The sequence below is a fragment of the Nocardioides sp. Iso805N genome (genome assembly GCF_000364605.1).
Lineage (GTDB): Bacteria > Actinomycetota > Actinomycetes > Propionibacteriales > Nocardioidaceae > Nocardioides.
In genome coordinates, this window is sequence record NZ_KB822590.1 from 1 (window position 1) to 15,258 (window position 15,258).

Below are 15,258 nucleotides of genomic sequence, written 5' to 3' on the forward strand. Positions count from 1 at the left end.
CGGAGTAGTTCTTCCTGGCCATAGTTCTCGGATCATCTCGCTTCCCCAGCACCAGGTGCTGGATTCAGCGTGTCCAAGAACCGGGGTCAGGCCCCACCATCCCGCCATGTCCGCTTCGGTCGTCGCTCCGCAGACGCGCAGCCAGTTGGCAGACCATCTCGATGCCATCGGTGTGCTCGGGCACCTTTCACCTGTACGGCGCACATCTCGATGACGCCTTCGTCATCGAGCATCGAGCGGAAGCTTGGGTGGTCTTCTACTCAGAGCGTGGCGGCGAGTTCTCCCTTGAAGTCCACGATCGCGAGGCCGACGCCTGCGCGGATCTGCTGAAGAGACTGACAGCGGACGACCACGTCTTCTTCGACCTCGTCGCAGGGCCCGCTCCCGGGGAGCAGGCTGACGAGTCGTTCGACGGATGGCTCGCGGCCCGTCGCGCTACACGCGATGACCTCGACCCAGCAGATTGGAAGTCCGACGACGTGCCTTGGGTCCCTGGGCCCTACTGGCGGCGGTACTTCGTCAGGATTTCAGCCGCTCGCCTCCTGCCGGAGCGCGGATAACCGCACGCATCTGCCGCAACTTGCACGAAATTAGGCCCAGTGGGGTGGAAGCGGCTGGGGACCGTAGGCTTCCCGGCGTGGACCCGTGGCGGCAACTCTCCAAAGCGTGGGCTTGGTCGGTCGATCGGCTATTGCCGAGGATCTCACCGGACCCTCAGTGGGCCCAGCTTGCCGCGTCCTGGGACGCCAGGTTCCCGGAGTGTCCTCCCGTGGCCCATGAGCTCCGTGGCTACCACGACCTTTGGGTCCGCTTCCACAGCCTGCCTGCGGGCAAGCGCTATGCCAGTAGCGAGGACGAGCACGCCGAAGTTCTCGCGCGGCATCACGCCGTCCTCACAGCGCTCGGCGCACCAGGCGGCGAACTGCTGGTGGTGACGACGTCGTGGAGCCCGAGTACTCGCCCGCGCCGTCGAGATCGACAGCTCGCGCGGTCGGCTCCCAACGCGACCCTGTGGCGGTCGCTACTCCTCGAACCGGACGAGTACGGCGCGGTTTGGTGGCACCTCTTCGTCACCAGCGTCGCAATGCTTGTAGAGCTCGACCCGCTGCTGCGCTTAGTCGCTGACGATCAGGCGGGGGGCGTGATCCTCATGCCCCGGGACCTGAGCTGGCTGTATCACCCCTATGACGGAGGCGCCGACGTGATCGCTCGGTCCACCGTTGAGCGTGACGCACTGGCGAGCCGGTTCGCCGGATGGCTTTCCGAGCATCCCCTCGGCCTGTAGCGGGCACGCGAGACCAGGCCGCAGCGGCGTTCGCCCGCGACCCATGTGCGCCTACCGGACTGCCGATGGGCGGATGGGCCGGTGGGGTCCTACGGAACGCTCGCGAGTGCCTCGCGCTCGACGGCGCCAAGCCATTTCGGCAACTCACGTTCACAGGTCCGCTGAGCGAGTCGACGCACCAGCGGACCAGCTGAGATGTTCACGGTCCAGCGCAACAGGGTGCCCGTCCCGTCAGCGGCGAGTTCACCGCCCTGAGCACCTGCCAGTTTCCCGGCTCGGTCGACGCTTGCCACCCAACGGACTCCAGGCTCAGCCTGAGTGACGACGTAGCGCAGACGAACGCCGCGAACGTTGAGGATGAACTCCGAGCCCGCAGCCCGCCAGTCGCCCGTCGCGGACTCGACACGACATCTCGGGTCCAGACGCTCCTGCATCTTCGGGTCAGCGACGATCGCCCAGACCACGGGCGGAGCCGCTGAGATGCGTTGTTCGCAAGTGACAGACACCGTGCTTTTCACGAGGCGTGATCGTAGTTGCCGGTGACCGGATCTGCCGCGACTCGTGCTGGCCCGTCGCGCCATGCCTGTGGACCCCGGTGAGCCCGCGGCTCGCCCTATCTCAGCCCCGATGCGCCGGTCGGGCCGCCGGCGGCGCTCCCTGCGCACCGGCGTCGTGCTGATAGCCGCCGCCAAGCGGCGCGGATGGACAGCGCGAGCAGCTGCCACGCCAGGAAACAGGGCGTGGCGATCCATAGCCCCGAAAAGATGCTCCCAGTCCACGACACTCCGTTGACCAGATACGCCGTGCCGGGGTGGTGTTCCGCCGTGACGCCGAGGTTGAGCCACCTCGCTGTCCATAGGAGTACCGCGGCGGTCCAGACGGCGACGAGCATCAAGACTTCTTGCTTCAGGGTGACTTCCTCGCGGGCGTAGAGGCCCGCCATCGCTAGCGCACCGAGCAGCACATAAGTCGCAGTGGTCAGGAAGAACCCGACGCCGTCGGAACCTTCGGTATCCCAGGGCGGCGAGAGCAGTAGAAGCCAGAAGCCACCGGCTGTGAGGAGGCTGACCAGCATGAGTTGGTCGAGCCGGCGCCAGGCAGGCGTTCCTGAGGCCGACGCAACGTTCATGGACAAATCATGTCCCAGGTATGCACGTCAGCGCTCGCGAACGGTGGATACGCCGCGGCACCGCGGTCCCTGCGGGTGGCGGCTGACACTCGCTACAGCCGACTTACCGCATCTGCCGCGACCCGAGCAGATCCGCCTTACGCCTGCCTGACCACGTGGGAGACTGGCGTCATGATCTGGCGGCTTCCCCATCCCGTCTTGGGGATCGTGTTGTTCTTGGCCGTGTGGATCGGCGGGGCATCCATCATCGGATTCGGTGTCGGGTTCCCCGAGATGGGCGTCTTGACCGTCTTGGCCGCCGGAGCGTTCATGCTCGCGAACCGTCGCCGCGCACGCGACCTCTAAGTACCTTGTCGGTAGTATGCCGCGTCCCGGCGGACCAGCCCAGGCGACACCAACAACCGTCCGTGAGCGTCAGGCGCGGCGCCGGTGGGTCCGCCCGTGCAAGCCGTGCATGCCATCCGCGGCACGCGGCCGGATCTGCCGCTGACAGCGCGGTCCCGACGTGCGTCATTCGCCGCTTGCCAGGGGCCTCATCTGTCGGTGAACGGCACGCAAGAGTCACCCAGCAGCGACGTGCTTGCGCACCACAGCGCGCATCCTCCGCACGACGGCATCACGCTCGGCTGGCGTTGTCGCATGATCGCGCTCGTCGAGCATGGTCACGAGCGCCCGGTCGAGCGGATCTTGGTCGTCCCACTCAGGAATCCGAGCGTAGAACGATTCCTCGAGATAGCGGATCGACAGGTCCCAGTAGCCGAACGCACGCAGCAGCACGCCGTACCTCGCATCCTCCTCGCCCGTAACCTGCACTTCGATGCCGTGCTCCGAGAGCATTGCCCGCACCAGCCGCTCAGCGTCACTGCCGACGCTATTGCGATCCAAGATTGCGACGTCGAGCGTCGCCTCGCCCTCGAAGCCCGACGCCACCAGGTCCTCAGCCACCCGCACCGCGTCGTCGACGTGGAGGCCCGCGGGGATGACGAAGTCGATCGCCACGCGATGGAGGCGAGCGATGAGGTCGGGCCGAAGGCGCTCAGTCACGTGCGGAATACTCGCATTAGGGAAGAACGTTCATGCCCGATCCAAGGCCTCGACGGTGCGTCACACCGCCGCGAACCGGGCTCGCGTCGTCCGAGATCGTGATCCGATCACCGAGCGGGTGCCCGGGTAGTACGAATCAAGCACTCGCGCGGACGTTGGGATGACGATCCCATCGCATCGGGATGGCACACGAGGCGACTGCCGGTTGCTCGCGCGTTCGGGTATCTGAGCGCCGCGAGCGGGGCGCGAGTGCGAACTACCGGGTTCGCTCGCGATGGTCCACGGAGCGTCTGTGTTTCGGCGTACTGCCTTCCCCTCGCGGCTAGGAATCTGGCAACGGCGGGCACATGAGCGCGCTACCTTGAGTCCACTCGAGACCAGCGACGTGGAGGTGCAGCAGTGACGGACCTGATCCCGCATCTCGACGAGGGCGCCCTGACGGACCAGCCAGAGGACCCGAAGCGCACGCGGATCTGGCCGCGCGTTGTGCTGCTGGTGCTGCTTGCCCTGGCCGTCGTGATCGTCATCGCGGCCATCTCGCTGCACGAGGCGGCAGGAGCAGCGGGCGGCTGTGGCGGCGGCTGATCCGCCGATCGCTGTGCCGCGGCGCGGCCAGCATCGCTTCTGGCTGGTCGCGACCATCGCGCTGACGCTGCTGCCCATCGTCGTTGCCGTCGCGTTGGCACCTAGGGCCGGCACACGTCCGGGTCCGGCTTTGGTGTGGCTGCTGTTCGTCGGTTCTTCGGCCCACGTCGGTGCCACCGCATGGTTCTACACCGTTCCCGAGGTGCGCACGCACATGAGAGCGCATCGCCTCCGCTACGTGTGGGCCCCACTGCTGCTCGTCGCCGTCGCCGCTGTCGCGGTCATCGCGGCACCGGCGGCGTTGCTCGTCGAGGCGTTGTTGGGGTTCTTCGCCTGGCAGTTCTTCCACTTCCAGAAACAGAACCTCGGCATCGCCGCTCTCGCGGCGCGCGCCACGCGCGTCCGCCCGCTCTCGAGGATCGAGCGGCACGCACTCATCTGGTCCGGCGTCGGGGGGATCGCGGCGCTGATCGCGCACCCGGCGCTCCTCGATCTCTCGCCGCGCGTCTCTCTCACCTGGCTCTTCGATGGCGGGGAGACGCTCTTCGTCGTCGCCGCGGCCGCAGGCGCTCTCGCCATGGTCGGCCGCCGCCGGTCCGAGCGGCACCGAGCGTTCGTTGCGGTCTACATGACCTCGCTGCTGTTCTTCGTACCGGTGTTCATCTTTCCCTCGCCGTACGCCGCCGTTGCCGGCATCACGATGGCCCACGGCATGCAGTACCTCCTGCTCGTCGGCCTGCTCTCGGCCGCACCGCTCGACGCCTCCGCCTCGCCTCAGCTCGGCGTGCTGGTCATGGTCAACATCGCACTGATCGCGGGCCTGGCGCTGAGCCAGGCGTCGCACCTGCACACCGCACACGGCGCCGTACGCGGGCTGTACGGCTGCTATCTCGGGCTGGTCATGGCTCACTTCGTCATCGACGCCGGGCTCTGGCGCCTGCGCGACGAGTTCCCACGTTGGTTCCTGTCCCGACGGCTGCCCTACCTGCTCGGGCCGTCAGCGTGAGCGCGATCGGTCGGCCCTCCGCGGTCGTGCATCCACGAATAGGAGACGGCGCCTGTCTGCGCCTCTCGGCCAGGCCTCTTCTCCATCGGGCCTTGCCTCTGTGCTGACCTGAGCATCGGCTACGCCCGGCGTACCGACCCCGCCGATCCAGCGCGACGGGATCTGCCGATGTCAGCGTGCGTCGACGGCGCCGGGCGGGTCGCCTCGCGGGTCGCATGACCTCCAGCGCGACCTTCTCTTAGGGCCTGCTCTTGGGACTGGGTCAGGACGAAACAGGCGGGCGATACCTCATTCCGGCGATCTCCGTCCGCCAGAGGCCGCCGGGGGTCCAGCCGTGAATACCGTCCCCACAGCGGCGTCGCGACGTCGGCTCCGACCAGAAGCCACGGTGACGGCACTACGGCTGCGCCGATGGAAGGAGACGTCATGACGGCACGTACGCAAACGGACTCGGACTTCGCGTTCGCGGGGCTGGCCACGCCTGAGACAGAAAGCGCAGAGGTGGGTGAGGCCGCCGCCCGCAAGGCGGCACCCCATCCCCTCGGGGCATTGGCAGGCCTCGTGGGCACCTGGAAGGGCCATGGCTTCAACGCCATCTGGAGGCCACACCGGGTCACCCAGCACGATCGCTTCCTGGAGTTGAATAGAACCGACGAGACCCTGGTGTTCACCCGGATCAATGGCGCCATCCCCAACCGCGGCCTCGCGATGCACGACATCGAGATGCACGGCCTGACCTACATGCAGCAGATCAGCGAGTCGAGTACGGGCGCGGGACTCCACATCGAGCCTGGGATCTGGGCCAGGGTGCCTCCCACGACTGATCCCCACGAACCGGAATCGGTGGTCCGCATGGCGTCGATCCCGCACGGCACTGCCATCCTCGCCCAAGGCATCGCTTCGGTCGCGCCGGACGGCTCGCTGCACATCCCGAACAACAACATCCTGCCGTTCTTCTTCGGCCAGGGGCACCGGCGAACGCCCAATTTGAGAACGTGGCTGGGACGTTCAACGAGCTGGATCTGTCCCAGCCGACCCAGTTCCGGTTCGTGGCTCCCGGGGTGACGCAGGCCATGGTCAAGAACCCCAACAGCGTGCTCCAGGCTGCACTCCAGTCCGCGGTGCACGGCACGTCCTTGAAGCACGTGACGGTCCTGCGCGTGGCGACCAATCACAGCGTCGTCAAAGCCGGGGGCGGTACCGCCAACACGGCGTTCCTGGCCGCGAGCGGCAACCCTCCCGGAGGCAACGCCAATGCCGTGCGTGTCGAGGCGACACTCTGGATCGAGACGATCGCGGGTACCGGGGGCCAACCGGACAAGGAGCAACTGCAGTACACCCAGCTGGTGATGCTCGACTTCAACGGCATCCACTGGCCGCACGTGACGGTCGGGACCCTCGTGAAGCAGTAGCCGCCACATCGCCACGGATCTGCCGCGAGTCGCGCGCCCCGGCGCCACCGGATGCCGTTGACAGCGCGGTCCCCGACGTGCGTCGTTTCGCCGCCAACGGGACGCAAGGATCTGCCGGCGCTGCGTGAACGAGGCAAGTGCCGGGTGAAAGCATCATCCGGTGACCACCGACATGCCTCTTCCCCAGACGTTGACGCTCGAACAGGGTACCGGGCCGCGTTCCTCATGACTGCCTCGTACATTGATCTGGAGTCCGACCCCGACGAGGGGTTAGTGCTGTTCCACCAATACATGCGTTCGGATCCGGCACGCTGGCACGACTGGGAGCGTGCGGTCCGCGAAGCTCTGAAACCCGGCGCCATTCCAGACCCGCTGCGGGAGAATCTCAGCGGCGATTGATCGCATCCACCGCGGGAGCGCCGTCCCGAGCTGCGTCACACCGCCGCGGCGGACTGGAGGTATCGCGCCCGCACGTCGCGGCGTGCGAGCGCGAACGGAGTGAGGTCATGGTGCCTGGATCGAGTTGAGCCACTTATGCGGGACCTCGCTCGTGCGTGCGACATGCACCGTCACTTCGGCGCGGAGGTCTGACCCCTTCACGATCGCGCGAGCGACGGGAACGCGGCCCTTGTCAGCGACGAATGTGACGAGGTCGTGGATCTGCTCGCTCGTCACCTTGCTCATTACTCCGACGCGCTCGCCGTCCAGACGTACCTCCACCAAGCGCACCGGATCACCGCTCCGACGCGCCTCCTCGATCACATGCAGGGTCGCCGCCACATGGCGCGGGTCGGATCCGAGCGCGAACGTGCGTAGTACGTCCATATGCAGCTCTTCACCCGTGACCTGGGTGGCACGGCCCCAAGGCAGCACAGTGTGGGGCTCGTCGGGCAGGTCGTTGAACGCTGTAATGCCGTTCAGTTCGGGCAGGCGGACGCTGACGCTGCCGCGAACCCCGTCCTTCTTCTGGGCTCCCGTGTTCTGGTCCCAATCGTCGCGCCCGATCCATACCCGCGCCTGCACTCGTAGGTAGGTGCCGCGGTCGAGCGCCTCAAGTTTCGGGGCATAGGCGGCAGCGACCTCCCGCGGGAGGTGGCCGACAAGGTGCTTGCCCTCGACCCACACGGCAACGGCGTTGGGGTCGAACTTGTTGTCAGGGTCGGGCACGATCGCGGCCGTGGCCTCTGGGATCTCGTAGCCATATTCGGGCAGGCTGCGTTGGCCGTACTCCGCAGCGATGGCCTTGAATGCGTCTTCGTGGAAGGACTCGCCGACGATGTCTTGATGTACGAGCTTCTCCGACCACGGCGGCACGGGCCGGCCGAATGGGCGCCCGTCGCTGGCGCGCACTCCTCGCGCTGGTGGCGCGCCTGCGACGGCTGACGTCTGCTCGTCGGACATCGGTGCGAAGCGGTCCGTCCACGCCGTTCCGTCCCAATAGCGGAGCTGTCCTGGAGCGGCCGGATCGGTGTACCAGTCCGGTTTGGCAGTGGCGGAGACATTTGCCGAGTTGCGGCGGTTGAACCAACCCATGCTCCGCAGGCTAAGACGCCAACCACATACTCGTCCGGCGAACGACAGCTTCGTGCGTCAACGGCGCACCAGATCCCGGTCAATGCGCACGCACGACGCAAGAGTCCGCGCACTCGCGTCACACCGTCGCCTTCAGGCACGCCTCGAGGCGGTATCCGCGTTCGCAGCGCTCTGCCGAGTCGCCCGCAGCCGGAGCCACGCCAGCCGGTCGTCGCAGTCCAGATACCTCGAGGCGTGCACACGAATCGTAGGCCTGGGGGCTCCGGAGGGCACAAGAAAACTAGTGCGTCACACCGCCGCGTACGCAGCACTTCATCGGGTCGACAGCTTGTTGACCGAGTCGCGGAGGGCGTCTTCGCCGGCGCGGACGTAGTGGTTGAGGACGGTGGTGAGCTTGTCGCCGAGGTACTGGGCGACGACCTCCCAGGGCTCGCCGAGCTCGTCGTGGAACCACTTCGTGGCGGCGTGGTGCCGAAGGTTGCGGTAGACGATCGTCTTGGGCCAGGCGTTGTCGGGGTCGTTCTCCTCGACCCACGCGCGGACGCGGTGCCAGCGCTCGTTGTGCATCTCGGGCTTCACCGGCAGGCCGGTGACGTTGTCGACGAAGAGCCACTGCTCCTCCTCGGGTGGGACGGGGTAGTTCCACCAAGCCAGTGACGTGTCCTTCGAGCGCGTGGCGAGTTGGGCTCGACGCTGGCGCTCCTCCTCCTGGGCGTTGAGCACCTGCTGGAGCGACGCCCTGGCGGGCAGGCCGAGCAGTTCCTTGGCGCGGGGGAGGAGCTCGTCGCGCATCAGCGAGCGGGGGAGCGGGACCTCGTGGAGGACCTGGTTCTTGACCGGGCCTCGGAAGCCGGGCGCGTGGCGCGGCGTGACCCACGAGCCATTAACTAGGACATAGCCGCGGTCGAAGAAGACGTCGATCGCACGCAGCCCGTTCTGCTCGCCGAGCCTGAGACCGCCGAAGCCGGCGACGCGGATCTTCGTGCCCAACAACGGCAGTCGCGTCATGAGGGGATCCGTGCCCCCGGGGCCGCACAGCTTGTCGGCGGCGGCTGCCATCGCGCGCACCTGTCGGGTCTCCGGTCGCAGTCGTGGGTCGACGTAGTGGGTGGTGGCGCCCTGCAGGACGGTCGATCGTCCGATGTCGAGGCCGTCGAGTGGGTCGATCGAGCGGTCGAGCCACCCCATGCGCCATGCCAGCTTGCGCATCGCCGCCATCTGGCCGCGCAGGTCCTCGCGGCCGCGTTGGGAGTGGAGCGTCGCCGACCCCTTCTCCATGACGGCGCGGCTGTGCTGGATGCGCCATTTCGCCACGGGTACGTCGCCGATGGTCGGCACGATGTGGGCGTTGAGCCGGGATTGCCGGCCCTCCATGGTGCGCGGCTGCTTGCCGCGCTTGCGGCTGTCGTCGAGGTACTCCTCGCCCAGCATCCGGATGGTCCGCGACGCGCGCACGTCGGCGCCGACCGGCAACCCCTGCTCGGTGTCCAGCGCCCGCTCGGCCTGGTCGAAGATCTTGCGCGCCTCCTCCTCGGAGGCAGCGCGCCGCAGCACCCGCTTCCAGGGTTCGCCGTCGCCGGCCGGCGCCCGGAAGAACACCTGGTAGTTGTTGCTCCCCGCGGACGGCGCGTACAGCCGCACCCGCCACCCACGCGCCGAGCCGCCGAGCATGCGCGGCTTGCCCTGGGCAAGCAGCTTCGGTTGAGCGCGCGTGGCCATGCGACCGCCTCCTACGCTGGTGTCAGCGGATCCCGAGCGACCTGCTGCCCGATCCACGATAAGCCCATCTCGTGCATCACTTCGTGCATCACTCGGTAAAGAAACTGATGCACGTGCCACTCATGAGGAGTAACAGGAAATGGCCAACCGCCTCGCCGCCGCGACCAGCCCGTACCTGCTCCAGCACGCTCAGAACCCGGTGGATTGGTGGGAGTGGGAACCCGAGGCATTCGCCGAGGCGAAGCGCCGTGATGCACCAGTATTGTTGTCCGTAGGATACGCGGCCTGCCACTGGTGCCACGTGATGGCGCACGAGTCGTTCGAGGATGCCGCGACGGCGGCGTACATGAACGAGCACTTCGTGGCGATCAAGGTCGATCGCGAGGAGCGGCCTGATGTCGATGCGGTCTACATGGCCGCGACCACCGCGATGACGGGGCAGGGTGGGTGGCCGATGACGTGCGTGCTCGACCACGAGGGCACGCCGTTCTTCGCCGGCACCTACTTCCCCGATCAGCCGCGGCACGGGCAGCCGGCGTTCACCCAGGTGCTGCAGGCGCTCAGTGAGGCGTGGCGGGAGCGGCGGGGCGAGGTCGCCGGCGTCGCGGACAACATCCGGGCCCACCTCGCGCAGCCGCACGTCGCCGCAGGTACGTCGGAGGTCGATCTGGCGGCCGCGCTGGAGAAGCTGGCCGGCGAGTTCGATCCGATGGCGGGTGGCTTCGGCGGTGCGCCGAAGTTCCCGCCGTCGATGGTGCTGGAGTTCCTGCGGTTGGCCTCGACGGACTCGACCGACGCGGATCGCGCGCGGCACATGCTGCACCGGACAGCGGCCGCGATGGCCGGCGGCGGCATGTACGACCAGCTCGGCGGCGGCTTCGCGCGCTACAGCGTGGATCGCGGCTGGGTGGTGCCGCACTTCGAGAAGATGCTCTACGACAACGCCCAGCTGGTCGGCCTCTACGCCCGCCTCGACACTGCGCTCGGCGACCGGGTCGCCCGGGAGAGTGCGGACTGGATGATCCGCGAGCTGGGCACCGCCGAGGGCGGCTTCGCCTCCGCGCTGGATGCCGACTCCGACGACGGCACCGGTCGGCACGTCGAGGGCGCCTTCTACGTCTGGACGCCTGCGCACCTGACCGAGGCACTCGGCGTCGACCGCGGCGCCTGGGCCGCGAAGGTCTTCGACGTCACCGAGCAGGGCACCTTCGAGCACGGTACGTCGACCCTGCAGCTGCGCCACCAGCCGCCCGCAGAGGAGCAGCGACGCCTCGCCGAGGTCAGGGCGCGACTGCTCGACGTACGCGGGCAGCGACCGCGCCCCGCGCGCGACGACAAGGTCGTGGCCGCCTGGAACGGCCTCGCGATCAGCGGGCTGGCGATGCCGGCCTGCTGCTGGGCGAGCCGCGCTATGTCGAGGCGGCGGTCGCCGCGGGGGAGCTGCTGCTCCGCGTGCACAGGGACGCTGACGGCCGGCTCCTGCGGGTCAGCCGCGACGGCGTCGCGGGTCGTCACGCGGGTGTGCTCGAGGACTACGGCTGCGTGGCGATGGGCTTCCTCAGCCTCCTCCAGGCGACCTCCGACCCGCGCTGGCTGCATGCCGCGACCGGCCTGCTCGACGACGCCCTGGCCCGCTTCCGAGCCGACGACGGCGGCTTCTTCGACACCGCTGCGGACGCCGAGACACTGGTGACGCGACCCCGCGACCCCGGCGACAACGCCTCCCCGTCCGGGACCAGCGCGATGATCCACGCGCTGGTCACCGCACACGCGCTGACGGGCGAGGGCTGCTACCGGCAGGCCGCCGAGGAGGCGCTGGCCACGGTCGGAGGCCTGATGGCGCAGGCGCCACGGTTCGCGGGGTGGTCCCTGACGGCCGCGGCCGTGATGGCGGACGGCCCCGAGGAGATCGCCGTCGTCGGCCCCGCGGGCCCGGAGCGCGACGCGCTGGCCGAGCGTGCCCGTCGCCGTCCCGGCGCCGTCGTGGTGGTGGCCGACGGCCCCATCGCGGGGATCCCGCTGCTCCAGGGGCGCGAGGCGGTCGGGGGCAAGGCCGCGGCGTACGTCTGCCGGGGGTTCGTCTGCGAGCGTCCGGTCACCGACCCGGGTCAGTTGTGAGTCTCAGCGCAGCGAGTACGTCGCCAGCGAGACGCCGGCGTAGTGAGCCGCGAAGGCCAGGATCGTGAACGCGTGGAACACCTCGTGGAAGCCGAACACGCGCGGCCACGGGTTCGGCCGCTTGAAGCCGTAGACGACGCCACCGAAGGTGTAGAGCGCGCCGCCCACGCAGATCAGGGTGAAGACCGCGATCCCCACCCCGGCGCCGAGCGCCTCGGCACCGGAGAGGAAGGACGGGATGAAGAAGATCGCCGCCCACCCGAGTGCGAGGTAGATGGGGACGTAGAGCCAGCGCGGGGCACTGTTCCAGAACACCCGGAAGAACACGCCGCCGATGGCACCTGCCCAGACCAGCGTCAGCAGCACCCAGCGCGAGGTGCCGTTCAGCAGCAGCAGCGCGAACGGCGTGTAGGAGCCGGCGATCATCACCATGATGTTGGCGTGGTCCCAGCGCTTGAGCAGGTTGTAGACCCGCGGCGACCAGTGGCCGTTGCCGCGGTGGTAGACCGCCGAGACGGTGAACAGCAGCAGCGCGGCGGCGGTGTAGATCGACGCGCCGAGGACGGCGCGGGCGTTGGGGGAGAGCGCGATCAGCACGATGCCGGCGGCCAGCACCAGCGGGGCGGTGGCCAGGTGCAGCCAGCCGCGAAGCTTCGGCTTGATCTCCGCGACCTTCTCGGTGATCGACTCGGCGATCGATCCCGTGATCGCTCCGGCAGCGGGCCCGAGACCGGTACGCGGGCTGTCGGTGGTCTCACTCATGGGGAGACGGTACCCGCCGGGCACAACCTCCTCACAGCCATCGATCGGCCAGTCGGGGCATGACACGGTTAACCTAGGGACGTGGCTGACTGGAAGGACGGAGTACGGCGGGTCCTCTACCCGGCCTACGAGGCACGGCTCCAGGCCAGGCTCGACTCCGCGAAGCTGCCCCAGCACATCGGCGTGATGCTCGACGGCAACCGCCGCTGGGCCAAGGCCGTCGGCCGCGACACCGCGCACGGCCACCGGGCGGGCGCTGCGAACATCGAGCCGCTGTTGACCTGGTGCGACGAGGTCGGCACCGAGGTGGTCACCCTCTGGCTGCTCTCCACCGACAACCTCAACCGGCCCGCAGCCGAGCTCGAGCCGCTGCTGCAGATCATCACCGAGGCGGTCGACTCGCTGGCCGACCAGCGCCGGTGGCGACTTCACCCCGTCGGTGCGCTCGACCTGCTCCCGCCGCAGGTCGCCGAGCGGCTCAAAGCCGCCGAGGAGGCGACCCGCGACGTCGACGGGATGCTCGTCAACGTCGCGGTTGGATACGGCGGTCGCCGCGAGATCGCCGACGCCGTACGGGGCCTGCTGCATGAGGTCGTCGCCAACGACATCGCCGTCGAGGAGCTCACGCCCGAGCACATCGCCGAGGAGATCGAGGGCCGCCTCTACACCGCCGGCCAGCCCGATCCGGACCTGGTGATCCGCACCAGCGGGGAGCAGCGGCTCGGCGGGTTCCTGCTGTGGCAGAGCGCCAAGAGCGAGTTCTACTTCTGCGAGGCCTACTGGCCCGACTTCCGTCGGGTCGACTTCCTGCGCGCGCTACGGGCCTATGCCCAGCGTGAGCGTCGCCTCGGCCGCTGACGCCGCCTGACGCCGCCTGGCGTCGCTGACGGCGCGTCGCCGGCGTTGTCGTCGCTCGGCGGTCGCTCCGCTCCCAGACCGGCTTCGCTCCTCCGACTTGGCGCCACGCGCGCCAGCGACGTCAGATTCCGCCGGGTCACGCAATCTAACGTTCACATTCCAGGTTCGGCGTGTTGCCACATCTGAACGGGTACCGGATCTACCTTCGAATCACCGGCGGGTGGGGAAGCCCGCCGTACCAGGAGGCCCGTTCGTGAGCATTCACGACTACATCACTCGGCACGATTCGTGCCGCGGTGGGGGAGGTCGGCACTCCGGCCTTCGGGCAGCCCGGTCCATGTGCGAGAACTAGGACCGGGGCGATGAGTGCGCGCCTGGGTCCGTGAGGGGTGAACGCCGTGCCCGCCCAGGCATCCACGACCAAGGCAACCCGCAAGCCCGCGAGTCCTAAGGTCCGCACCTTCGTCCTCGATACCAGCGTCCTGCTCTCCGATCCGGGAGCGCTGAAGCGGTTCGCCGAGCACGAGGTGGTCCTCCCAGTCGTCGTCATCACCGAGCTGGAGGCCAAGCGGCACCACCCCGAGCTCGGCTACTTCGCCCGTACGGCGCTGCGCCAGCTCGACGAGCTGCGCATCACGCACGGTCGTCTCGACGAGGCGGTCCCGATCGGTGAGGACGGCGGCTCGATCCGGGTCGAGCTCAACCACACCGACCCCTCGACACTGCCGTCGGGCTTCCGGCTCGGCGACAATGACACCCGCATCCTCGCCGTCGCCTGCAACCTCAGCGCCGAGGGCTTCGACGTCACCGTGGTGTCCAAGGACCTGCCGATGCGGATCAAGGCCTCGGCAGTCGGCCTGACCGCCGAGGAGTACCGCGGGGAGGCGATCTCCGACTCCGACCCGGGCTACTCCGGCATGACCGAACTCGATGTCACCTCCGACGATCTCAACGAGCTGTACGACGACGGCGTGCTCGACCTCGGCGTCGCCCGCGAGCTGCCGTGCCACACCGGTCTGGTGCTGCTCTCGGATCGCGGGACCGCCCTCGGCCGGGTCGGACCCGACAAGCAGGTCCACCTGGTCCGCGGCGATCGTGAGGCGTTCGGGCTGCACGGCCGCTCTGCGGAGCAGCGGATCGCCCTCGAGATGCTGCTGGATCCCGAGGTCGGCATCGTCTCGCTCGGCGGCCGCGCCGGCACCGGCAAGTCGGCCCTCGCGCTGTGTGCCGGTCTGGAGGCGGTGATGGAGCGCCGGCAGCACAAGAAGGTCGTCATCTTCCGCCCGCTCTTCGCGGTCGGCGGTCAGGAGCTGGGCTACCTGCCCGGCACCGAGGCCGAGAAGATGGGTCCGTGGGGCCAGGCGGTCTTCGACACGCTCGGGGCGGTCACCTCGCAGGACGTCATCGACGAGATCCTCGACCGAGGCATGCTCGAGGTGCTCCCGCTGACCCACATCCGCGGCCGCTCGCTGCACGACTCCTACGTGATCGTGGACGAGGCGCAGTCGCTGGAGCGCAACGTGCTCCTCACGGTGCTCTCCCGGATCGGCGCGAACTCGAAGGTCGTCCTCACCCACGACATCGCGCAGCGCGACAACCTGAGGGTCGGTCGTCACGACGGGGTGGTCGCGGTGGTGGAGAAGCTCAAGGGGCACCCGCTGTTCGCCCACGTCACCTTGACCCGCTCCGAGCGCTCGCCGATCGCGGCGCTGGTGACCGAGATGCTGGAGAACGTGGTGCTCTGACCGCACGTTGTCTCGGCAACCCGAGACGGACGGGACCCCTGGTGCTGCTGTGGCAACAGTGG

General features: G+C 68.5%; 18 protein-coding genes. 11 read left to right on the forward strand and 7 right to left on the reverse strand.

Features of this window, described 5'->3' with window-relative positions; genetic code table 11:
• Window positions 1-248: 248 nt before the first annotated feature.
• Both H036_RS0120455 and H036_RS0120460 read left to right on the forward strand, forming a co-directional pair.
• Window positions 249-560, forward strand: a complete 312-nt coding sequence (locus H036_RS0120455; protein ID WP_157417717.1) for a hypothetical protein — start codon at window positions 249-251, stop codon at window positions 558-560.
• Window positions 561-769: 209 nt separating this feature from the next.
• On the forward strand, window positions 770-1,285 hold the full coding sequence (locus H036_RS0120460; protein ID WP_157417719.1) for a DUF3885 domain-containing protein: 516 nt from the start codon (window positions 770-772) through the stop codon (window positions 1,283-1,285).
• Between the two features lie 89 nt (window positions 1,286-1,374).
• Here H036_RS0120460 and H036_RS25575 read toward each other — a convergent pair whose 3' ends face one another.
• From H036_RS25575 to H036_RS0120475, 4 genes are all read right to left on the reverse strand, one after another.
• The gene (locus H036_RS25575) at window positions 1,375-1,866 is read right to left on the reverse strand and encodes an SRPBCC family protein (protein ID WP_269745937.1); all 492 of its coding nucleotides are present in this window, start codon (window positions 1,864-1,866) and stop codon (window positions 1,375-1,377) included.
• Between the two features lie 32 nt (window positions 1,867-1,898).
• On the reverse strand, window positions 1,899-2,414 hold the full coding sequence (locus H036_RS25580) for a hypothetical protein (protein WP_157417723.1): 516 nt from the start codon (window positions 2,412-2,414) through the stop codon (window positions 1,899-1,901).
• A 137-nt stretch (window positions 2,415-2,551) separates the two neighbouring features.
• Window positions 2,552-2,725 carry a hypothetical protein gene (locus tag H036_RS25585; protein ID WP_157417725.1) on the reverse strand — a complete coding sequence of 58 codons (174 nt, stop codon included), beginning with the start codon at window positions 2,723-2,725 and terminating at the stop codon, window positions 2,552-2,554.
• 250 nt (window positions 2,726-2,975) lie between these two features.
• Entirely contained in the window at window positions 2,976-3,413 is a 438-nt protein-coding gene (locus H036_RS0120475) for a hypothetical protein (protein ID WP_157417727.1), read from the reverse strand.
• A gap of 444 nt (window positions 3,414-3,857) precedes the next feature.
• Here H036_RS0120475 and H036_RS0120480 point away from each other — a divergent pair, with 444 nt between their 5' ends.
• The 5 genes from H036_RS0120480 (at window position 3,858) to H036_RS25590 (ending at window position 6,860) form a co-directional block, all read left to right on the forward strand.
• Complete coding sequence (locus tag H036_RS0120480; RefSeq protein ID WP_017936681.1) at window positions 3,858-4,043, forward strand: hypothetical protein; 186 nt, start codon at window positions 3,858-3,860, stop codon at window positions 4,041-4,043.
• The gene (locus H036_RS0120485) at window positions 4,030-5,049 is read left to right on the forward strand and encodes a hypothetical protein (protein ID WP_017936682.1); all 1,020 of its coding nucleotides are present in this window, start codon (window positions 4,030-4,032) and stop codon (window positions 5,047-5,049) included. The genes H036_RS0120480 and H036_RS0120485 overlap by 14 nt, the downstream gene beginning before the upstream one ends.
• A 426-nt stretch (window positions 5,050-5,475) precedes the next feature.
• Complete coding sequence (locus tag H036_RS0120490) at window positions 5,476-6,114, forward strand: hypothetical protein (protein ID WP_017936683.1); 639 nt, start codon at window positions 5,476-5,478, stop codon at window positions 6,112-6,114.
• The gene (locus tag H036_RS0120495; protein ID WP_157417729.1) at window positions 6,111-6,461 is read left to right on the forward strand and encodes a hypothetical protein; all 351 of its coding nucleotides are present in this window, start codon (window positions 6,111-6,113) and stop codon (window positions 6,459-6,461) included. Before H036_RS0120490 ends, H036_RS0120495 begins: the two co-directional genes overlap by 4 nt.
• 225 nt (window positions 6,462-6,686) lie before the next feature.
• Window positions 6,687-6,860 (forward strand): hypothetical protein, encoded by a 174-nt coding sequence (locus H036_RS25590; protein WP_157417730.1) that lies wholly within the window; start codon window positions 6,687-6,689, stop codon window positions 6,858-6,860.
• A gap of 105 nt (window positions 6,861-6,965) precedes the next feature.
• On the opposite strand, the gene H036_RS24685 is transcribed toward H036_RS25590, so the two are convergent.
• Complete coding sequence (locus H036_RS24685) at window positions 6,966-7,994, reverse strand: DUF2510 domain-containing protein (protein WP_081615650.1); 1,029 nt, start codon at window positions 7,992-7,994, stop codon at window positions 6,966-6,968.
• A 312-nt stretch (window positions 7,995-8,306) separates the two neighbouring features.
• On the reverse strand, window positions 8,307-9,713 hold the full coding sequence (locus H036_RS0120505; protein WP_017936686.1) for a tyrosine-type recombinase/integrase: 1,407 nt from the start codon (window positions 9,711-9,713) through the stop codon (window positions 8,307-8,309).
• A gap of 139 nt (window positions 9,714-9,852) precedes the next feature.
• Here H036_RS0120505 and H036_RS23965 point away from each other — a divergent pair, with 139 nt between their 5' ends.
• Window positions 9,853-11,406, forward strand: coding sequence for a thioredoxin domain-containing protein (locus H036_RS23965; RefSeq protein WP_232421921.1), 1,554 nt, complete (start codon window positions 9,853-9,855; stop codon window positions 11,404-11,406).
• The gene (locus tag H036_RS26025) at window positions 11,403-11,831 is read left to right on the forward strand and encodes a hypothetical protein (protein ID WP_232421922.1); all 429 of its coding nucleotides are present in this window, start codon (window positions 11,403-11,405) and stop codon (window positions 11,829-11,831) included. Before H036_RS23965 ends, H036_RS26025 begins: the two co-directional genes overlap by 4 nt.
• A gap of 3 nt (window positions 11,832-11,834) precedes the next feature.
• Here H036_RS26025 and trhA read toward each other — a convergent pair whose 3' ends face one another.
• Window positions 11,835-12,593: a PAQR family membrane homeostasis protein TrhA gene (gene trhA, locus H036_RS0120515; protein WP_017936688.1), complete on the reverse strand. Its 759-nt coding sequence runs from the start codon at window positions 12,591-12,593 to the stop codon at window positions 11,835-11,837.
• 81 nt (window positions 12,594-12,674) lie between these two features.
• Here trhA and H036_RS0120520 point away from each other — a divergent pair, with 81 nt between their 5' ends.
• Window positions 12,675-13,451 (forward strand): isoprenyl transferase, encoded by a 777-nt coding sequence (locus H036_RS0120520; protein ID WP_017936689.1) that lies wholly within the window; start codon window positions 12,675-12,677, stop codon window positions 13,449-13,451.
• Between the two features lie 398 nt (window positions 13,452-13,849).
• Complete coding sequence (locus H036_RS0120525) at window positions 13,850-15,196, forward strand: PhoH family protein (protein WP_198290040.1); 1,347 nt, start codon at window positions 13,850-13,852, stop codon at window positions 15,194-15,196.
• Window positions 15,197-15,258 lie beyond the last annotated feature (62 nt).